The sequence below is a fragment of the Oceaniglobus roseus genome (genome assembly GCF_002869745.1).
GTDB lineage: Bacteria > Pseudomonadota > Alphaproteobacteria > Rhodobacterales > Rhodobacteraceae > Oceaniglobus > Oceaniglobus roseus.
Window position 1 is genome coordinate 53906 of record NZ_PNOS01000006.1, and the last position, 19882, is coordinate 73787.

Consider the following 19882-nt stretch of genomic DNA (forward strand, 5'->3'; position numbering starts at 1 on the left):
TCAATGCGCTTCCTCGATCGGCAAGGTCATGACCAGGCGGGTGCCCTGGCCTTCCCGGCTGTCGATCCGGAACACGCCACCGATGCTTTCGATCCGCTCGCGCAGCCCCGCAAGTCCGAGGCCCGAGGCGCTCCGCTTGCCGGGGTCGAAGCCCGGACCGTCGTCCTGCACCGCGATCACGATCTGCGCGGTCTCCGCCTGCGCGTCGACGCGGACCGGCGCGCCCGGAGCGTGCCGGAACGCGTTCATCAGCCCCTCCTGGACGAAGCGGTAGATGCAGATCAGGAAGGGATGTGGCACCGAACCCGGGATGACCGGAGCGTGTCGGAAGGCACGCTCCACCGTGACCCCGGTCCGCCGCTCATGGGTGTTGGTGGCGAGGTCCAGGGTCTCCGTCACGGATTTGCCGTCCAGTTCCGGAAGGGTCAGCCCGCTGCACAGGTCGCGCACGTCGCGCAGCGCCTCTTCAAGGCAGTCCCGCAGGTTCTGCGCCTCCGGATCGCCCGGCGTCACCCCGGCGCGGCGCATGAGAGAGGTCAGACGCAGGGAGGCCAGGGCCAGCGCCTGCGCCGGCCCGTCATGCAACTCGGCACTCAGGCGGCGCATGTAGCGCTCGTTGGTTTCGCTCACCCGTTGCGACGCACCCTGGACACGGGTCCTGAGGGCCTGGTTCTGGGCAGAGATGCGCGCCAGTTCATCCAGCTGCGACTTCAGGCGCCGGGTCTGATCGGCGATCGTACGGCTTCCGGAGCGCACGATCCCGAACAGCGCGAGGAAGGTCGCCAGTGTCACCAGAGCGACCACGACCCAGGCGCGGGCATGGGCCAGCCGCAGGTCGGCTTCGAGCTCGGTCGCGTTCAGGTAGAATTCCGCCACGGCGATGATTTCACCGGTCACGATGGAATGGATCGGGTTGTAGACTTCAAGCAGCGGCATCCCCGACTGGCGTTCCCGCAGGCTCTCGGCCCCCTCAAGCTCGTCGTAGGAGGCATTCAGCTCGCCACGCCATGCCCGGGCGAGTTCCTCGCTTGGCGGGAAGGTCATGCCGATCAGGTCCGGATCGCTGCTGAAGGCCAGCAACCCGCCGGGACGCCAGATCTTGACCGAGACGACGCGCTCGGACAGCGGGGCCTGTTCCAGCAGGGCGTTCATGCGGGCGATGGTCTCGGGGGAAAGGCTTTCCTCGTCGACCAGCTCCTGCGAGAGCGGGGCGATGAAGCTTTCCATGTAGACCGCACTGGAGATCGCCGAATTGCGCACGACCCCGGTCTCGATGCTGCTTCCGACCAGCGTCCCGATGACCGCCATGCCGACGAGGGTGACGAGACTGCCCGCGATCGCGAACCTGTGGTGCAGCGGACGCGCGGCCCAGCCAAGCCCGCGCGATGGCCGGGGCTCGGCAGGCCGTCCGATGGAGATGTCCTGATCTGTCGTTGCCACGTGCATCGCCCGGTTGTCCGGATCATCAGGCTGCGGCGCGCGCACAAAATCAAGCCACATCGGACCTTGGTCCGAAGCCGGCGTGGACCAGGGTCGGAACGGATCCTGCCGGAAGTCCGGGGTGACGCGGCAGGGGTCCGGCCTACGTCGACCGGGACGGCGCCGCGGTGGCAGTGTGAGGCAGCCCGGGCAAGAGCGCCCCGGCCCCAACCGGAGAAACCAATGATGATCACACTGAAGAAAGCCGGGCTCGCCGCCGCCATCCTGACCGCCTTCGCCCTCGCGACGCCCCCCCTCGCGGCGCAGGCCGTCCAGAAATCCGCGCCTTTCGGGTTCGACCTGTCCAGGGACGGAGCGCAGATCCTGCAGGTCCGCCGCGGCCGCGGTGCCGACGACGGCGCGGGCCACGACGCGGGTGACGACAAGGGCGGCCGCCGCGGCGGCAAGGGCCGCGGCGCAGACGATGCCCGCGGCGACGACAGGGGCGGCCGCGATGGCGGCAAGGGTCGCGGTGGCGACGACGGCGCCAATCACACCTGAGTCGCCCGAACATCCCCGCCCGCATGGAGGTCCAGCCGGGCGGGGGTCTGCCTTCCGTCGACATCTTGCGCCGTCGCCGCGAATGCCCGACGGGGCCGCGCGGGGTGAGGCGCAAAGAGGGCAAATGCGACACTCGTCTAGCGAGAGTGTGTCGGGAAGATGGCATCGTCGGCGCAGCGGAAACAGAAGCCAAGTGCCTGCTTTTCATGGCTCAACGGGATTTGTCTCTGAACCTGAACTATCGGTCAGGTTGTGCGGTCTGGGGGAAATGTGCTCAATTGCCTGCATGACGCATCACCCAACGGCAGGACAAAGAATGGCACATCCAATTGACGTTTCCGTCGGCAAACGCATCCGTCACCGCCGCTGGATTGTCGGCGTGACCCAGCAGGAACTGGCCGACCAGGTCGGGATCCGGTTCCAGCAGATCCAGAAGTACGAGACCGGGAAGAACCGGGTCAGCGCATCGCGTCTCTGGGAAATCGCCTCGGTCCTTGGTGTTCCCGTCAGCTTCTTCTTCGAAGGTGCCGACGCGGGCGGCGCGGCTTCCATGCCCTGCGCAAGCGACTGCCTTGCCAAGGATGAAACGTCGCAGCTGGTCCGCAGCTACAACGCGATACCGCAGGCGCAGCGGCAGCAACTGCTGAAGCTGGCGAAGGTTCTCGGCGCGGCGGCATGACGGCAGCCACCGCGCCGGAGATCGGCGCCGGTTCGGCCGGGGCGGCGACGGATCGCGAAGGTTCCTGGACTGCGCATCTTACACTCGCCACAATTCGACATTATTTCGAGCGAAGACCCGACGAAGCGCGGGCGGCAGGCAGCGGCCATTATCGCGGTGATCCATGCGATCCGACCGCGCTGCGGCGCCGGACCGGGGCACGGGTCCGGATGTGAGACGGTGACCGTCGTTACCGCAAAAGACTTAGGTGTTTCATGGGTATGAACGATCTCAAGCTGAACGACGAAGCGGGGCGCCTGCGCGCGCTCATGCGGTACTCCGTGCTGGACACGCCGCCGGAGGAGAAATTCGAATCCATCGTGGAACTGGTCAAGCAGACCCTGAACGTCCCGATGTGCGCCGTGACCTTCATCGACCGCGACCGCCAGTGGATCAAGGCGGAGCGCGGCGTGGGCGGACGCGAAATGCCGCGCAGCCTGTCGTTCTGCAGTCACGCGATCAAGCGGGCCGAGCCGTTCGTCGTCCCGGATGCGACGACGCATCCGCTGTTCAGCGACAACGCGCTGGTCACGGGCGCCCCCTTCATCCGCAGCTACCTCGGGATTCCGCTCCAGACCTCCGACGGCTACCAGATCGGCAGCCTTTGCGTGATCGACACCCGCCCGCGTGAATTCGCCGAGGCCGAGATCGCCCTGCTGTCGCGCTTCGCGAGCCTGGTGGTCGAGAACCTCGAGTTGCGGATGATCGCGACCACGGATGCGCTGACGGGTCTGCGCACGCGGCGGGACTGGCAGGAACAGGTCCGCCGCGAGATCGCGCTGAGCGCGCGCAGCGGCCGCCCGCTGTCCGTCGCGATCATGGACATCGACCACTTCAAGGCCGTCAACGATACCTATGGCCACAGGACGGGAGACCTGCTCCTGTCCGAGGTCGCCAGGGTCCTGCTGAACCGCCTCAGGGCAACGGACCTTGTCGGCCGGCTCGGGGGCGAGGAATTCGCCGTGGCGCTGCCCGAGACGACTGCGGACGAGGCGCGGGAGGTCGTCGAGCGTGTGCGGCTTGCCGTCGCCCGGATCGAGACGTCGTCGCCCGAAGCGCCGACCGTCCGCTGCACGATCAGCGGCGGCATTGCCCAGCTCCAGGACGGCGAAACGCTGGATGCCCTGTGCAACCGGGCCGACCATGCGCTCTACACCGCGAAGGGGGACGGGCGGAACCGGCTCGCCTGCGCGTTGCCTCAGGGCAGGACGAAGGAAATCTGCACCTGAACGCCGCTGCTGTCGAAGAAGTCGACGGTCGACCTGTTGGTGCTGAAGGACACGTTCAAAAGGACGTTCTCGCGGATCTCGTAAAGTGCGTTCAGTCCGAGGGCGAGGTCGCGCCGCACCAGCCCGAGAAACGGTGAGGGCGCGCTGCGCGCCACAGACAGTCCGAGTCCGGCGACATGGCCCGCCATGTTCCACCGCGCCTCGGCACTGAAGGCGGCGTCCATGCCGCTGGTCCCCTGGGGCGGTTCGCTGAGGGTCAGTTTCAGGCGGCTTGCCATCCCGTCGCCCGCCGAGTCGAGCCCGACCGACACGAAGGAGCCCGAGACGTCCGCCCCGAGGGCCCGCCCGAAGCCGAGCGTCACCTCGTGCGCCGTCCCCCCGGTCTGAAACAGCTGCGAGACGGAAAGCTCGGCTTCGCGCCGGAACCGGTCGGTGATGTCCCGGTCGATCCGGGTCTGCCGCAGGCACAGGTCGGCGAAGCTCCACCCGGTCACATGGTTGCGCGAGCAGAGCGTCAGACGTCCTTCCGTCCGCGTCAGTTCGGATCGCGGTGCGTGCGACGCTTCGGCCTGCGCCCTGAGTTCGACATAGCGTCCCTGGCTCCAGCCGAGCCGCACCTGTCCCTCGTACCCGATTCCGGCGGCCAGCCCGCCCCGGGCCAGCCTGTCCTCGTTGACCTGGAAGATCAGGCCGCCGAGGTTCAGCGTGCGGTTCTCGGCGCCGCCGTTCATGTTCGGATCCCAGGTGAGCAGCGGATAGACCGCGTGGCGGCGAAGCAGGACTTCAGGTCCGGACCTGTCGAGGTAGAAGCCCTGCCGCAGAAGCAGTGCCTTGAGGTCCTGCGCGATGCCGATCTTCTCCGGCTCCGGGCTCAGACCCCGGGCGAGGGAGAAGGTGCGCAGCCGCTCGGACACGACCAGCTGCATGGAGCTGCGCAGGTCGTCCGGCGTCTGCTGCGCCCGCAGCGGGCATGCCAGCAGCGCGACGCATGCCAGCGCCGCGAGACCGAGCCTAGTCGGCATAGTTCAGCTGGCTGCCCCAGAACACGCCGTCCGCGGTGAACCGGTCGCCGATGCCGCCGACGGTGAACAGGCCCGAGGTCGTCATGTTCTCGACCAGCCGCGAAAGCCCCGCGGCGTCGCCGTTGAGGTTGCCCCGCAGGAGGCCGTCGGATGTCAGGATCTCGCCGGTGTCGCCCGATCTCGTGCTGACCGTGACAGGACCGCCGAAGGTGCCCGTGACGACATTCAGCGGGATCGAGGCCGCCGTCAGCTCGGTTTCGATGTCCGACCCGCCGGTCGGATCGAACGGCGTGCGAAGGTTGATCGAGACCGACTGCTTGTCGAAGTCCACGACCATGTTCTGCAACTCGCCGACGCCACGCTGGAGGGCGCCGCCATCGACCCTGGCATAGACCTCGGCCGCGCCGCGGAAGAAGAACTCGCCCTTGGCGATCAGGTTGCCGCGGGAATCCACGTTCTCGAAGGGGCCCTGGTCGGCCGTCAGGCGCAGCACGCGGACCACCCGCTCTCCGTTGACGGTCGCGGCCACCTGGGCGATCACCTCGATCTCCATGTTGTCGAGATAGCGCTGTTCGGTCTGCGCGATCAGGTTGCGGTACCCGGCGGGACTGTCGGGATTCGCGTCCTCGAACTGGGCGAGGATTGCCCGGTCACCGGGGGTTGTCGCATTGTCGATCCGCGCCCGCGTGAAGCCGTTGTGCTGGGTGGTGTAGCCTTCGATCCCGGGCGTCTCGATCTCCTGGCCGACCGGGGGAGCGACGGTCGCCGGGCCCGAACCGGAACAGGCCGCGAGAGTGACCAGGGCGACAGGCACGAGCCCCGGCAGGCGGCGCCGGGTGGGGGAGGGCAGGCGAAGGCATGTCATGTCAGGGCTGGCTTTCATCCAGGGCCTTCAGGGCCGCGCGGGTTTCGGGGGTCGAGAGGGCGTTGTGCAGGGCCATGATCTGGTCCCGTGCCGCGACATAGTCCTTGAGGTTGAGGTAGGCGTAGCCGCGCAGCAGCGCGAGATCCCTCGGCAGGCTTCCGTCCAGTTGCTCGAGCGCGTCGAAGTAGTCGATCGCACGGCGGTAGTCCCCGGCCTGGTAGGCTGCGACGCCCCGCTGGTTCAGGATGATGGATTCGATCTCGCGGCGCTGCTTCAGGGTCAGGTCGGTCGAGGCCGCGATCTGGGAGGCGTCGTCGGTCATGTCGAGCTTGAGGAACGAAAGCGCCATCCCGAACCTTGCGTCGCGGCTCACGGTCGCGCCGAGACCGCCCTGAGCGGCGGCGGAGAAATAGGCCAGCGCCTCCAGCGGGCGTTCCTGGTTGTAGGCGCACCAGGCGCGCTCGTAGGCGATGTCGAGCGAGCGGGGCCGCGCCGAGCGGGCGAGACATTCGCGATAGTTGCCGACCTGCGCCGCGGACCGGGTGCTGCTCACCCTGCCGTCACCGCTTCGCGGCAGGCGGCTGAGGTTCGGCGGCGAATAGGACCTGAGGGCGGTGTTGGCCTGGCGGGGAGGTTCGGCGGTCGCGGCCGCCCGCGGCGCGCTTCGCGTCTTCGGCGCCGGTGCCGGGGCGGGCGCGGGTGCGGGGGCAGGGGCCGGAGCCGCGGCAGGCGCCGTGGTCCGCGGTTTCGTCGCGGGGGTCGAGGGCTGGGGCGCGCGCCCGCGCCCGGCGAGAAGGCGCCGTTCGAGCGTGTCGAAGACGCCGGCCTGCGAGGCGAAGCGCTGCTTCGCCGTGTCGATCAGCGCGGAGAGCTGCGCGTCGCTCGCGACCGGTTCCGCCTTCTCGATGGTGGCCACGATCTCGGGCACGTTGGTGCAGGTGCCGACGATCTGGCGGTAGGCGGCGAGCGCGCCGTTGGAGTTGCCGCTGTCGGCCTGAAGCTCGGCCAGGTTCCAGGCGTTGTTGATCCGGTCGCAGCGCAGCAGGGCCGGGGTCTGCGATGCTGCCCGCACGGCACCGGCGGCATCGCGCGTCTCGACCGCGCGATCCAGCGCAGCCTGTCCCTCGGCAAGGTCCAGCTGCCGCTGAAGATCGGGCGGCACCTTCCACGACGGATAGCGCGACTGGGTCTCCTGAAGAAGACGGCGGGCCCCGTCCAGGTCGTTGCGCGCGATGCGCGCGTAGATGTCGGCGATCTCGGTGGTGGGGCCGGTCTTCAGCAGTTCCGACAGGTCCGCGGGCGGGGTCCAGCCCGGGAACTCCATCCGCAGCCGGCGCAGCTCGGCCTGTACCGCCGCGGTCTCGTCCTGCTCGATGTAGAATCGCAGGGCCCGCAGGTCATCGGGGCTGGGCGTCGTCTGGGCCGACGACGCCGAGGCCAGCGAAAGGCCGGCCAGCAGCACGCAGGCGGGAACGAGGGAGTGCAGTCGGCGGACGGTTCTGTTCATATCGGTACACATTCGGGCACGGAAAGGATCTGTGCGATCAGGGTCATCAGATGCAGCGTTGCCGGGTAATACGGCTGGTTGGCGGTACGGTACAACGGTATCGGCGCGCCCGACCTGTTGCTCTCGGCGCATTGGACAAGCGCGGCGACCGCGCCATAGCCGACGTCCGCGCTGGTTTCGATCACCTTCCCGGTGTCGGTGTCCATGACGATGGGGTACTGTCCAAGCGAAAGTCCGCCACCGGTCTCGGCCTCGCGGTAGGCCTGCGCCTGCCGGGCGACGGCCGGGTGGGACGCGCTTCCCGACCAGCAGAGGAACAGCGGCACGCGCACCGCCTCATAGCCGTTGCGACCCGACATCCCCTCGGCGGGGCCGGTTCCGCCCGGGCCGATCTGCACCCAGTCCGGCACCAGGCCGCCCGCGGCGATTTCGGCCATCAGCGCCTCGCCGTCGGTGGCGCAGGTCGCGAGCGCGCTCTGCCCCGTGGCCCGGGCGACCTCGCGCATGGCGAGGGGCATGTAGTAGGAGGGGTTGATGATCTGTCCGCCCTCGCGGTCGAACCCCTCGGCGGCGGGCGTCAGCAGCATCCGTCCGGATCCGTCCGGCGCCGCGACGACGCAGGTCGACACGAGGTCGGCCGCGATGGCGCTCGCCCGGTCGAGCAGGTCCGCACGCTGCTCGCGCTGCGCCCGGATCACCAGCCCCCAGGCATAGAAGAGGTCGCCGTCGGCCGCGTTGTTGCGGTCGGGCACCCGGCCCGAGCCGCTGGGCAGCCAGCGCCAGGCGAGCAGGGCATCCGAACGGATCGCAAGGTTGCGCTCGGTCCAGTCGTGGATGAGATCGAAGGCCGCGGCATCACCGAAGGTCGCGGCCATCAGAAGCCCGTACCCCTGGCTTTCGGAGTGGCTTGCCCCCTGTTGCAGCTTGTCGATCACGCGACCGCTTTCGTCGAGGAACGCCGCCTTCCACGCGGACCACGGCGCGGCCAGGGGATTGCGCGGCCCGGACAGGGCCGCCGTTCCCTGCTGCGCCCGGGCGAGGCCGGGCAGGAGCGACGCGGCAAGCCCCGAGGCGGCGATCCCGCCCATCAGTGAGCGTCTGTTCATCTCTTGCGCCTTCCTCTGGTCGAAACAACGAATATCAGCGCCAGCACCACGGAGAGCAGCGTGAGTCCGAACAGGACGGACACGAAATAGAGCGGCGACCAGGACGCGTAGTTGCCCGCCACGTTGCGGAAGTTCCGGAAGGTCAGCGGCTCTTTCAGGACCGGCATCATGCTGGCGTCCTGCCAGTTCTGCCACTGTCCTGCGGCGGTCAGGATCGAAACCCGCCCGCGCGGGCCGTCGGGCGAAACCCGTGCCGCCGCCAGGTCGCCGGCAAGTAGCGCCGGATCGACACCGGGGGACGCGATCAGCCAGAGCGTCTCGGGATGTTCGGGGTCGGGCATCAGGAGCGCAGCCTGGGCCTTGCGTCCCGCGATCCAGGTCTTCAGCGGGCCGTCGCCCGGCTTGGCCAGCTGACCGATCTGCCGCGCGAAGCCCGCCACCATGCTTTGCACCCGGCGGGCGTAGCGCGGACCGCCGGAAGGGTCCTCGACGGGCTCCTGCAGCACCTCGGGGCCCCTGTCGTAGAACAGGCCCTCGAGGTCGTTGCGGCTGAGGTCCAGCGTGCCGAAGGAGAACGCTCCGAGGTTGTCGGCGCCGACGACGTTCAGCCGCGCGCCGGCGTTGCTTTCCCGGCCGGAGATCGGGCGCAGCGTGGACTGGATCGCGAGGTCGAGCCGCTCCAGCCACGGGCTCCGCGCCTCCGGGGTCACAGGGACCACCTGGTCCGGGCCGAGCGAGGTGAGGGCGCTGCGCAGCCCGATGAAGGACATCCGCGGGGTGGGGGGGACGAGAAGCGTCGAGTCGTCGACGATCGTCAGCAGCGGGCCGGCGATCTGGGGGCAAGGCTGATCGGGAGGGTCGCCGGGGACGATGGTGACGAACTCGAGCGCGTTCGGACCCGGATTCAGGAGGTTCGCCTTGAACCCGATATCGAGCGGTTCGAGCACTTGCCCGCCGCCGGAATCGAGGGGCAGGAGGCGCACTGTCGTGCCGTTCAGCTTGACCAGCATCAGTGCGCCCTGCGGCAATCCCTCGGCGAAGCCATAGGTCAGCCGCAGGAGCGCCTCGGCGTTCGAGAGCATCAGCCAGTCGTCCGGGAGGCGGAACACCAGCCTCTGCTCGGCGTACCTGTTGAAGGTCGTCGTATCGGTGAAGCCGAGATCCGCGAGGCTGGTCGTCACGCCCGGCACGAGCGAGGCGATATCCTGCAACGGCTCGGGCGGGGGAAGGATCGCGTCGAGTTCGGCACGCATCCCGTCCTGCGGCCCGCCGAGGACGAGCACGGCCGCGCCGTCGGCGCCACGTCGGACACCCGTCGTGGCGGGGGCCGTTTCGAGGATCGCGATGCGGGCCAGAGGAGGAGCGGCGCCGCCGACGTCATAGGGGCTTTCCAGCTTCAGGTCGACGGCACTGCCGCCCGAAAGGCCGGAAACTCGGACGGCGATGTCGTGCAGCAGATCGCTGGAGGCATCGGGATCCATCCGGATCGGCACGTTGCCTTGCGTGGCCAGCTGGCCGTTCAGCGCCGTCGCGAACCCCGCCTCGTCCATGGGGATGTCCGCGGACGGTATCCTCACGCCGCTCTGGCCCAGGTCGATCTCGGTCCAGATCGCGAAGGTCGCGTCCGGACCGCAGAAGATCCGGTGCGCCTGCCGCGCGGTGATCTCGATCCGGTTGTGCCCCTCCCGGAGAAGCTCGACCGGCAGCTCCGCGGCCACGAACCCGTCCTCGGGGGAAAGGGTGATCGGCGGGGCCTCGGTCCCGTTGACCGTGACAAGGAGTTCGGACCGGCTGGGAAGCACGTTGATGCTGACCCGGTAGGAAAGAACGAACGCGATGACGTCCGCGGGGGCAGGGACGTCGACGAACAGGGTCGCGGACTGCCGCTCGCCCGACAGGCGGAGGATCCGGTTCGGGTCGTTGCGCTCGGACTTCAGCCCGGTGAGGAACGAGTCGGGGCGGGCGGGCAGGGGATCCGCCGACTCGGACGTGCGGGAGTATTCGGGGATCGTCACCGGCCCGTCGCCCTCCGCCGTGGCCGGGGGCGCGTCCCCGGGGAGCGTTTGCAGCAGCGGGTCGAGGTTGATGATCGGCACGTCCTGATCGGACGGCGGCGGGGTCTCCGTCGCCTGGGAGAAGGCCGGAGAGGCGACGGCCAGCCCAAGGCCGAAGGCCGCCATCGGGAGACATCCGCGTTTCACGAGGCGATCCCGGCGAGTCGGTTCTCTTCGGCGGCCTCTTCTTCCTGCCGCCGGTTCTCCTCGCGTTCCCGCTCTTCGAGGTCCACGCCGAAGGCGAGAAGGTGCGCGGGCTTGCGTGCGACGGGCGCCGCCGCGTCGATCGCGGCCCGGCGTCCCGGTTCGCGGGCGAGATCGAGCAGCAGGGCCGGAAAGCCCCGCACGAACAGCGACAGGGCATAGAAGATGCCCGCGAGCACGCCCTTGCTGGCCTGTGTCGCGACCCGGATCCGCCGCCAGTTCTCGCTGTCGCCGAAAATCAGGAAGGCCACCGCTTCCTGAACCTTCTGCGACTGGCCGGCTTCCAGAAGCAGGCCCAACACCTGGCCCTTGGGCGTCGTCTGGACGGACATCACGCGGGCAAGGACCGGCGTCTGCAGATGGGGCGACTCAGCGAAGTTCGGCCGGACGTAGACCATGCTGCCCTTCAGGTCCGTCACGCGGGGCGCGGCGACACCGGCATTCTCGAACAGCACACGGATGCCGCTGGTCGAGGCGTCGACGATCCGCACCGGCGTCTCGATCTTCTCGCCCTCGGCCCGCCACATCTGGCCGGGCAGGTTCATGCTGACCCGGGGCGAGGCGCGGCGCTGCTGCTTCTCGGCGACGGCGCGATAGGAGATCGAGACAAGGATGAAATTGAAGATCGCCCATCCCCCGACGACGCTCAGGACCGAATGATCGCCGGGAAAGAGGATCCAGCGGACGACCAGCGCGACGACGCCCGAGAACATGGCAAGCCAGAGCAGCGTCAGCGGCCAGTGGATCGGGGAGATGTAGTCTTCGGCCAGCGTCTCGTCCTTGGCGGTCACGTTGAACTTGGCGCCGCGCGGCTTCAGGATCGTGCGCAGCACGGCCCCGGCAAGATAGGGAGCCTGGGCGACCTCGTAGATTTCCGAGATCAGCGGCCAGCGGTAGCGGCTGTAGAGCGCGTTCTGCACCATGTAGGCGATGGCGAGGTAGCTCAGCATGTAGGCCATGACGTCCTGGAACGTCGCCACGAAGATCTCGACGCCGAAGAACAGGTAGACGAGAGGCACGTAGAGATAGGTGAGCCGGATCATCGGAAACAGCCAGAAGCTCATCGAGTTGATGTAGCACAGCCGTTGCGGCAGGCGCAGGCCGCGGCGGAACAGCGGGTTCTTCAGCATCAGCATCTGCATCATGCCTGCCGCCCACCGGCCGCGCTGCTGGATGAAGGATGCGAAGGTTTCGGGCTGCAGGCCGGCGATCATCGCCCGGTTCAGGTAGACGCTCTTCCAGCCGGACGAATGGATCTCCAGCGCGGTCTCGGCGTCCTCCGTGATCGTCTCGCCCGCGAAGCCGCCGACGCTGTCCAGGGCCGACCGGCGCAGCACCGCGGCCGAACCGCAGAAGAAGGCGCCGCCCCAGCGGTCGAGCCCGCGGTGGATCTGCGAGTAGAACATCTCGTTCTCCGGCGGGCACTTGTCGCTCAGCCGGAGATTGCGCTGGATCGGGTCGGGATTGATGAAGAAGTGCGGCGTCTGGACGAGGAACAGCTTCGGGTCGTCGACGAAATAGCCGACGGTGCGCGCAAGGAAATCGCGCGAAGGCACGTGGTCGGCGTCGAATACCACGACCAGATCGCCCGTAAGGCTTTCCAGCGCGGCGCTCATGTTGCCGGCCTTCGCGTTCTCGTTCCGCGCGCGCGTGGAATACTTGACGCCAAGCCCGAGGCACAGCTGCTTGAGTTCGAGGCGCCGCTTGCGGGCGCGTTCCGCCAGTTCGGGATCGGGGGAATTGCAGCGCTGGTCGGTGCCGCCGTCGTCGCACAGCACCACCGTGCGCTTGTCGGTCGGATAGATCATGTTCTTGGCCGCGGCGAGCGTCACGCTGAGCATCTCGACCGGCTCGTTGTAGGAGGGGACGAGGATGTCGACCGTCGGCAGGTTCTCGGGCGAGACCTGGGGCGGGAACCTCCGCTCGGTGGGATCGGCGGAGATGAAGGCGTTCAGCAGGAAGACGAGGATCGAATAGGTCTCGACCGCGAGCAGGATCGCGGCGACGAGGAAGGAAACCGAGAGCGAGGGCTCGGGCACGGTTTCGATGACCCGCCAGAGCCAGTAGCGCAGGACGACGACCGTCGCTGTCGCCAGGAGCATGAAGCGTGGCACGAGGTGGCGGGCGAAGGGCTTCAGCAGCGCGACGATCAGGACGGCGACGATCCCGAGGAAGGCCTGCCCCGAGGTCGAGGTCGGAACGCTGATCAGGACCGCGATCGGCACCGCCAGCAGGCACCACAGCGCGAAGACGGGCCGGTTGCGGGTGGTCTGGCCTGATCCGAGTCCCATCATGCGCCCGGCCCGCCCGGAGTTGTCCCCGCGGTTCTCATTGCGGCGGGCCCGCGAGGGGCGAAAGCATCCGGTTGCCGCCGTTCGGCGCCGAGGTGTTCGAGATGGCGCCCAGCCGGATCTGCGAGTCCCGGATCGGCGCCAGCGCCTCTTCCACGGAGCCGTTCACGCAGTTGCGCAGCAGCGCCTCCATCAGGTTCGTGCCCCGGGGAAGAAGCCGGTCACTGCCCTGAAGCCGCCGGAAGGCCAGGACGCAGTTGGTCTGGGTGCCCGCGGAATACTGGAGCCAGAAATAGGTCCCGGCGCTGTCCGACGCGCTTCGCAGGCTCTTGTCGCTCACGTTGCGGAACGGGTAGGGGGCGCCGCCGACCCGCGCCAGGAAATCGCCGAGCACGAAGCGCCCCGCCGGAAGGCCGTCGGGAAGCCGGGCGATCAGCATCAGGTAGTTGTCGCCCTCGAGCGTGGTGTCGTTCTCCAGCCCGATCAGCTGCTCGCTCTCGCGCCCGACCCTGCGCTGCACCATGACAAGCGCCTCCGCGGGGGTCGCCCACAGCCGGTCCAGCCGCCCGAGCGCGTACTGGGCAGCGGATCTGGTCGCGCCGACACCGGCGCTGAACAGGCCCGGTGAGGCGGTGCACGCCGCGACCGCCAGGAACCCGACAAGCGCAAGCCGGTTCGCGGTGGCGGAGAGCAGGTCTGATCTCTTACTCGAAAACACGAAGATACCTCGCACGAAAGACCCCGGCATCCACGCTCCTGAATGAAGCGCACGCGGTGTCCTTTCCATACGACTCCATGGACCGGACGGAAATCGGGCAAAACCGTTGCGCAATTGTCTCATCCACCAAGGAAAGCGCTGTCTCCGCTTTGGAGACAGTCATTGCTGTCGGATCAGTCGGCAAGCTCGGCCTTTCCCTCTTCGGACGCCATCATGGCCTTCATCATGCGCCGGACCTCCGGGCCGAACTCGGGGTGGGCCAGCGCATGGGCCATGGTGGCCTCGATGAAGCCGATCTTCGAGCCGCAGTCGTAGCGCTGACCGTCGAAGCGGTAGGCGTCGATCCCCGGCCCGTCGATCAGCCGCACGATGGCATCGGTCAACTGGATCTCGCCGCCTTTCCCGGGCGCCTGGGTCTTCAGCATCTGCATGATGCGACCGTCGAGGATGTAGCGCCCCACCACGGCCAGGTTCGACGGCGCCGAGTCTGCCGACGGCTTCTCGACCATCGCCCTGACCCGGCTCAGCGAACCCTCGGACGCCATGTCCGTATCCACGATGCCGTAGCTCGAGACCTCGCTCCGGGGAACCTCCTGCACCGCAAGCACGCTGCGCCCGGTGTTCTCGTGCTGGCGCACCATCTGGGTGAGGATCGGCACCGGCCCGTTCATCAGGTCGTCCGCCAGCAGGACGGCGAAGGGTTCGTCCTCCTCGATCACGGGTGCGGCGCAGGCCACGGCATGGCCAAGCCCGAGCGCCTCGGCCTGGCGGAAGTAGATGCAGCAACAATGCGACGGGACGATGTTGCGCAGGTAGTCCGCCATGTCGTCCTTGCCCTTCGAGCGCAGGAGCGCGTCGAGCTCCGGGTTGCCGTCGAAGTGATCGGCGATGCTGCGCTTGGTGCGGCCGATGACGAATATGAGATGAGTGATCCCCGCATCCAGCGCCTCTTCCACGGCGAACTGGATCAGCGGCTTGTCGATCACCGTCAGCATTTCCTTGGGCTGTGCCTTGGTCGCGGGAAGGAACCGCGTTCCAAGTCCGGCCACCGGGAAAATCGCCTTTCGTACGGGTCGCATGTCTTCCTCCATTCCGGTCCGGATACGCCGGTCACCTGGTAAACAATTCTTGCGGTTCAGGCCGATTGCCGGACCTTCCCCCGCGGTGCGATCAACCATACTTGCGAACAGGGGCCCATGGGCACAGACTGAGGCCAGTAGTAGATTCGACGATTTCTTTTGCAACTGGAAGTGGTCAAAATCATGACGACACCATTCTGCGGCGTCCCGGACACGGCCTGCGCCCTCCCCGACTGGTGCGGCCCGTACGGGACGGGCGAAGGGCGCGGCCGGGGCCCGGTATCCGTCGAAGCCGTCGTCATGAATCCTGCCCATCATGGGTGAGTGTCTGCGGATCGACACGCCGAGCGGGGTGGGGCTGTTCATCTTCGCCCTGATCGCCGGCATCGCGTTGATGAACCTCTGGCTGCGCAAGCAGCCGTTCTTCCCGGGCCGGAAGCTGTTCGTCGCCTGCACCTATTCGATGATCCTATGGCTGCTCGCCGTTCTCGCCGAAAGCCTGTCGCCGAGCCTCGACTGCAAGGTGTTCTGGGCCTACGCCGCATGGCCCGCGATCGCGCTTCTGCCGTCGTGCTGGGCCCTGTTCCTTCGCCGCTACGCCTACACGATCCAGCGGCCTCTCGGGCCGTGGGAACTTGTCTTTCTCGTCGCCGGACCGCTGATCATCACGGCCATGGCCTTCAGCAATCCCTGGCATGGCCTGTTCTATGGCGATGCGACGCGGCTGGCCGACATCGACGGCCATGCCGGTGCCGTGTTCGATCACGGACCGTTCTTCGAACTTGCCGTGGGTTATCTCTACGTGGTCATGGGCGCGGCCATCGGCGTGGTCATCGCGGGCATTCGCCGCTCGGACAGGACGCACCAGTCCTATTTCATCTTCCTGCTGGCCCTGTCCGTGATGCCGCTCGTGGCCAACTCGTTCTATGTCGTGTTCGGGTTCACGATCGCGGGCCTCGACCCGACGCCCTTCGCATTCACCGCGGTCCTCGGAATGATCGTGTGGCTGATCTATACCGAGCGCCTGTTCGATATCGCCGCGATTGCCAAGGACCTGCTCTATTACGGGTCCTGGAACTCGGTTCTCGTGATCGGCGCCGACGGACGCATCATCGGCGGCAATCCGCGCGCGAAGGCATTGCTCGGACTTGATGCCACGAGAATCGGGATGCCGGTCGAGAGCCTTCCGCATCTTTCGGACTTTGCGGGCACCGCGCGTGCCTTCGCCGAGGACCGCCTTCCCGAGAGCCTGAAGATCGGACACCGTCACATGTCCGTCCAGGTCACGCCGATCCTGCGCCCCTTCGATTACGGGGCCGCGCCGATGGGCTTTCTCATCCAGCTGAACGACACGACCGAACTGCGACTGGCGAACATGAAGCTTCAGGCTGCGCTGAACCTGAACGAGATACGCCTGAAGGAAATCTCCGAACTGCGCGACGATCTGGAACGCCAGTTGCTCGTGGATCCGCTGACGGGCGTCCTGAACCGTCGCAGCATCGAGGCGACCTTCACGCGTCTCGCCGACGCCACCCGCATCGAGAAGAGCAGCTTCGTGGTCGCGATCATCGACATCGACCATTTCAAGAAGATCAACGACAATTACGGGCACGCGGTCGGCGATCGGGTGCTTCGGGATTTCGCCCGATTGCTGCGCGCGCGGCTCGATGTCGAATGGCCGCTGTTCCGGGTCGGGGGCGAGGAGTTTGTGGTCTTCTTTCCGCGCTGCCGGATGGAATGGGCTGCCGAACTTCTCGACCGTTTCCGCTCCGACCTGCAGACGGATGCCTTTCCCCGCCTGCGCGATCCGGTTTCCGTCACCTTTTCGGCGGGGCTTGTCGATGTGGACGGGGAAAATCCGGGTTTCAGCGAAATCTACAAGAAAGCCGACGAAAGAATGTACCGTGCCAAGATGGAGGGGCGCGGGCGGACCATCTATTGGGACGATGTCCTTCCGGAATTCCGTTCGGACCTGGCTTGACTTTGGCGCAGCCTTTTCGCGTTTTACCGCAACGTCATTCGAATGATCCTTGCCGGATGATGGCGCCTTCGTCATTTACGCTGCATGACTGACGCGCAGAGAGACCAGACGCCGGAGGCGCAGCGGGCGCGGCAGGATTACTTTGCCACGATGATGCGCCTTGCGCTCAGCGCCACCGGCGTGAACGTGACCGAGTCGGTCGAAACGGCCCTGCGCCACACGGTCGAGCACTACGGTGCCGATTCAGCCTATGTGTACCGCCTGCACAGGGATGGTTCCTTCCGCCGGTCGGCGTTCTGGTTCCGACAGGGGACCGAACGTCAGGACAAGGTTGCCGAGGTGCTGCCGGCCAGGGCCATCGCCCGCTGGCGCGACCTTCTGGACGACGGGGTCAGCGTGCACGTCCCGCCCGGCTCGGAGCTTCCGCATCCGACGGTCGGGGTTGCCTTCCTCGTTCCCATGAACGGCGAGCAGGGCCTGACCGGCGTTCTCGGGCTCGAGAACGTGAGCCCCGCGATGATCGACAATGCGGAAGAACAGAGCACGCTCGGAATCGTCGCGGAACTGATCCAGACGATCATGCTGCAGCTCGGCGCGTCGAACGAGTTCGATCGGCAGGAGAAGGCCGTACCGGACGACGAGCTGCCGGACGATGGCCGGACCAACCAGCCCGATTTCCTGTTCGAACTCGACAGCGAAGGCCGCTTCCGCAGGGCGGTCTTCGCCGATGCCGCGGCGCATACCCGGCAGCCCGAACAGCTGCTGGGGGCGCTTCTGGAGGAGGTCCTGCCGCCCGAGATCGTTCGCGAAACCCGGCAGCACATGCGCGACATCGACGCCCACGGTCAGATCCTGGGCCGGGTCATGGAGGTGAAGACCAGCAAGCGCAATCTCTGGTACGCGCTGTCCGGATATACCGCCGAAGCAAGCGCGCCGGGCGGAGAAACCGGTTATCTCTTCCTGCTCAGGGACATCACGGCCCGGATCAAGGACGAGGCCGAGATGACGCGCCTTGGCCGGATCGTCGAGATGATGACCAACCTCGTCGTCATCGTCGATCCCGAACAGCGGATCGTCTGGGCGAACAAGGCCTTCGAGAACCAGACCGGGCACCGGCTGAGGGATATCCGGGGGCTCGATCTGGGCGATCTCCTGCACGGCGAGGCCAGCAACCGCGACACGATCGAGGCGGTGCGCGCCGCCATGGCGCGGGGAGAGGGATTCGAGGGCGAGAACATCAACTATTCGAAGGACGGCGTCCCCGACTGGGTCACGTTCAACATGCAGCCGCTGCGCAGCGCCGACGGCGAGATCACGGGTTTCGTCTTCGTCGAGACGGTGATCACCGAGCGGAGGGGACTCGAGGTCGCACTCCGGGCCGAGCGCGATTTCCTCGCGGCGCTCACGGAAAGCAGCGTCTCGGCCATCGTGGCCTGCGACGCGCGCGGGGGCTGCGTCTTCGCCAATTCCGAGGCGAAGGCCCTTCTGCAACCGAAGGGGCGGCGGAAGTTTCCGAGGGCCGATACCTGGCCCCTGGAAAGTATCGAGGCACAGGGCAATTCCGACACGGGATCCCCCTTCCGGCGCGTCATGCGCAGCGGCAGGCCGGTGCGCAACATGACGGTCGCGCTGAACCGCAAGGGCCTGCCGCGGCGCGTCCTCTCGGTCAACGCCATGCCGCTGGCCGGGGTGGCGTCGTCGGCCCGCGTCGTCATCACCCTGACCGACATCACCGCCCAGTATGAGGAGAAGGAGAGAAAGCGCGAGGCCGCGGCCAGGGCGCTCTACGATGCCGAGCACGATCAGCTGACGGGCCTGCCGAACCGGCGTCACCTGACACGAGTCCTGCAGGAGATGTTCCAGGCCGACCCGTCGATGAAGACCGACCTTCACGTGATGCTGGTCGACCTCGACAAGTTCAAGTCGATCAAGACCGTTCTGGGGAACGAGGTCGGCGACGACCTGGTGCGGGCCATGGCCGACCGTCTGGGGACCGTGGCCTCGGGCCGGGCCTTTCTTGCGCGTGCCGAAGCCGACTGTTTCATCCTCTTCGCGCAGGTGGACGGCGCCGCGGCCGACGAGATCGCCGTGAACATCAAGGCGGCGACGGTCCAGCCCTTCAATCTCGACAACTTCAACATATTCATCACGGCGAGCGTCGGCGTCACCCGCCGAACGGCGCGCAGCGAAACCCCGGACCACCTGATCCGGCAGGCCGAGATGGCAAGCTTCGCGGCCAAGTCGGACGGCGGCAACCGGCACGCGCATTATTCGCCCGAGATGGAGCGGAGCATCTCCCGGCGCAGCGCCATCGTCCAGGCGCTGCGCGAGGCGCTCCAGAGCGACCAGTTCGAACTCGCCTTCCAGCCCAAGTACTCGCTGGAGGACGGATACCCCCTGTGCGGCGCCGAGGCCTTGCTGCGCTGGCACTCTCCGACCCTGGGAACCATCGGGCCCGGAGAGTTCATTCCGATCGCGGAGACCGCGGGCGTGATCTCGGACATCGATTTCCATGTCGTCGGCATCTTCGCCCGCCAGCTCGGGCACTGGAAACGGCAGGGAACCGCGGTGTCCGCCAGCATAAACCTGTCGCCGGTCAGCTTCGAGAACCCGACGCTGGCGCCGCGCCTCCTGGCCCTCCTTGCCGACGAGGGCGTGACGCCGTCCGACGTGACCGTGGAGATCACCGAGACCTCGCTCGTCTCGACCTCGCAGCATGCGCTGGAGAACATCGAGAGGTTTCGCCGCGCCGGGGTCAGCCTGTCGATCGACGATTTCGGGACCGGCTATTCCTCGCTGAGCTACCTCCAGCGCCTGCTCGTCTCGGAAGTGAAGATCGACCGGAGCTTCATCCACAGTCTCGGCTCCACCCCCGAGGCGGGCAAGCCCGAGGCCATCGTCCGGGCCATCCTGATGCTTGCCCGCTCCTTCGGGCTGCGCACGGTGGCGGAGGGCGTCGAGAACATGCAGCAGCTCGAATGGCTCAGGCAGGAAGGGTGCCATGCCATCCAGGGCTACATCGGCGGCAAGGCGACACCGCCGGTGGTTTACGAGAAATCGGTGCTGGCCCAGGGCAGCCTGTTCGCGAAGGCGTGAGCGACGCGGTTTTCGCAGACGCCCGTCGTGTC

At 67.3% G+C, this 19882-nt stretch carries 14 protein-coding genes; 5 read left to right on the top strand and 9 right to left on the bottom strand.

The window, feature by feature from the left end:
* On the bottom strand, positions 1-1440 hold the full coding sequence (locus A7B20_RS04770) for a sensor histidine kinase (RefSeq protein WP_172960966.1): 1440 nt from the start codon (positions 1438-1440) through the stop codon (positions 1-3).
* Positions 1441-1665: 225 nt separating this feature from the next.
* On the opposite strand from A7B20_RS04770, the gene A7B20_RS04775 reads away from it, so the two are divergent.
* The 3 genes from A7B20_RS04775 (at position 1666) to A7B20_RS04785 (ending at position 3927) form a co-directional block, all read left to right on the top strand.
* The gene (locus A7B20_RS04775) at positions 1666-1980 is read left to right on the top strand and encodes a hypothetical protein (RefSeq protein ID WP_172960963.1); all 315 of its coding nucleotides are present in this window, start codon (positions 1666-1668) and stop codon (positions 1978-1980) included.
* Between the two features lie 316 nt (positions 1981-2296).
* Positions 2297-2659: a helix-turn-helix domain-containing protein gene (locus A7B20_RS04780; protein ID WP_102107417.1), complete on the top strand. Its 363-nt coding sequence runs from the start codon at positions 2297-2299 to the stop codon at positions 2657-2659.
* A 260-nt stretch (positions 2660-2919) separates the two neighbouring features.
* Complete coding sequence (locus A7B20_RS04785) at positions 2920-3927, top strand: sensor domain-containing diguanylate cyclase (RefSeq protein ID WP_102107418.1); 1008 nt, start codon at positions 2920-2922, stop codon at positions 3925-3927.
* Here A7B20_RS04785 and A7B20_RS04790 read toward each other — a convergent pair.
* The 8 genes from A7B20_RS04790 to galU all read right to left on the bottom strand — a co-directional run bounded on the left by A7B20_RS04790 (position 3897) and on the right by galU (position 14773).
* Positions 3897-4949 (bottom strand): hypothetical protein, encoded by a 1053-nt coding sequence (locus A7B20_RS04790; protein ID WP_102107419.1) that lies wholly within the window; start codon positions 4947-4949, stop codon positions 3897-3899. The genes A7B20_RS04785 and A7B20_RS04790 overlap by 31 nt on opposite strands.
* Entirely contained in the window at positions 4939-5832 is an 894-nt protein-coding gene (locus tag A7B20_RS04795; RefSeq protein WP_245866554.1) for a viral aspartic protease, read from the bottom strand. Before A7B20_RS04795 ends, A7B20_RS04790 begins: the two co-directional genes overlap by 11 nt.
* The gene (locus A7B20_RS21175) at positions 5816-7321 is read right to left on the bottom strand and encodes a hypothetical protein (protein ID WP_157937599.1); all 1506 of its coding nucleotides are present in this window, start codon (positions 7319-7321) and stop codon (positions 5816-5818) included. The genes A7B20_RS04795 and A7B20_RS21175 overlap by 17 nt, the downstream gene beginning before the upstream one ends.
* Positions 7318-8427, bottom strand: a complete 1110-nt coding sequence (locus tag A7B20_RS04810; protein WP_102107422.1) for a family 8 glycosyl hydrolase — start codon at positions 8425-8427, stop codon at positions 7318-7320. The genes A7B20_RS21175 and A7B20_RS04810 overlap by 4 nt, the downstream gene beginning before the upstream one ends.
* Complete coding sequence (locus A7B20_RS04815) at positions 8424-10607, bottom strand: cellulose biosynthesis cyclic di-GMP-binding regulatory protein BcsB (protein ID WP_102107423.1); 2184 nt, start codon at positions 10605-10607, stop codon at positions 8424-8426. Before A7B20_RS04815 ends, A7B20_RS04810 begins: the two co-directional genes overlap by 4 nt.
* 17 nt (positions 10608-10624) lie before the next feature.
* A complete protein-coding gene (gene bcsA, locus A7B20_RS04820) occupies positions 10625-12976 on the bottom strand; it encodes a UDP-forming cellulose synthase catalytic subunit (protein ID WP_245866557.1) in 2352 nt (783 codons plus the stop codon).
* A 37-nt stretch (positions 12977-13013) separates the two neighbouring features.
* Entirely contained in the window at positions 13014-13694 is a 681-nt protein-coding gene (locus A7B20_RS04825; RefSeq protein ID WP_157937600.1) for a hypothetical protein, read from the bottom strand.
* A gap of 173 nt (positions 13695-13867) precedes the next feature.
* Complete coding sequence (galU, locus tag A7B20_RS04830) at positions 13868-14773, bottom strand: UTP--glucose-1-phosphate uridylyltransferase GalU (protein ID WP_102107480.1); 906 nt, start codon at positions 14771-14773, stop codon at positions 13868-13870.
* A 352-nt stretch (positions 14774-15125) separates the two neighbouring features.
* Here galU and A7B20_RS04835 point away from each other — a divergent pair, with 352 nt between their 5' ends.
* Complete coding sequence (locus A7B20_RS04835) at positions 15126-16754, top strand: histidine kinase N-terminal 7TM domain-containing diguanylate cyclase (RefSeq protein WP_172960967.1); 1629 nt, start codon at positions 15126-15128, stop codon at positions 16752-16754.
* Positions 16755-16838: 84 nt separating this feature from the next.
* A complete protein-coding gene (locus A7B20_RS04840; RefSeq protein WP_102107427.1) occupies positions 16839-19850 on the top strand; it encodes a sensor domain-containing protein in 3012 nt (1003 codons plus the stop codon).
* Positions 19851-19882: the final 32 nt, after the last annotated feature.

Excerpts from the sequence above, each read along its gene's own strand:
- bcsA (WP_245866557.1), bottom strand. The coding sequence starts at position 12,976 with ATGGGACTCGGATCAGGCCAGACCACCCGCAACCGGCCCGTCTTCGCG.
- A7B20_RS04775 (WP_172960963.1), top strand. The coding sequence starts at position 1,666 with ATGATCACACTGAAGAAAGCCGGGCTCGCCGCCGCCATCCTGACCGCC.
- A7B20_RS04780 (WP_102107417.1), top strand. The coding sequence starts at position 2,297 with ATGGCACATCCAATTGACGTTTCCGTCGGCAAACGCATCCGTCACCGC.
- A7B20_RS04810 (WP_102107422.1), bottom strand. The coding sequence starts at position 8,427 with ATGAACAGACGCTCACTGATGGGCGGGATCGCCGCCTCGGGGCTTGCC.
- A7B20_RS21175 (WP_157937599.1), bottom strand. The coding sequence starts at position 7,321 with ATGAACAGAACCGTCCGCCGACTGCACTCCCTCGTTCCCGCCTGCGTG.
- galU (WP_102107480.1), bottom strand. The coding sequence starts at position 14,773 with ATGCGACCCGTACGAAAGGCGATTTTCCCGGTGGCCGGACTTGGAACG.
- A7B20_RS04815 (WP_102107423.1), bottom strand. The coding sequence starts at position 10,607 with ATGGCGGCCTTCGGCCTTGGGCTGGCCGTCGCCTCTCCGGCCTTCTCC.
- A7B20_RS04790 (WP_102107419.1), bottom strand. The coding sequence starts at position 4,949 with ATGCCGACTAGGCTCGGTCTCGCGGCGCTGGCATGCGTCGCGCTGCTG.
- A7B20_RS04785 (WP_102107418.1), top strand. The coding sequence starts at position 2,920 with ATGAACGATCTCAAGCTGAACGACGAAGCGGGGCGCCTGCGCGCGCTC.
- A7B20_RS04840 (WP_102107427.1), top strand. The coding sequence starts at position 16,839 with ATGACTGACGCGCAGAGAGACCAGACGCCGGAGGCGCAGCGGGCGCGG.
- A7B20_RS04795 (WP_245866554.1), bottom strand. The coding sequence starts at position 5,832 with ATGAAAGCCAGCCCTGACATGACATGCCTTCGCCTGCCCTCCCCCACC.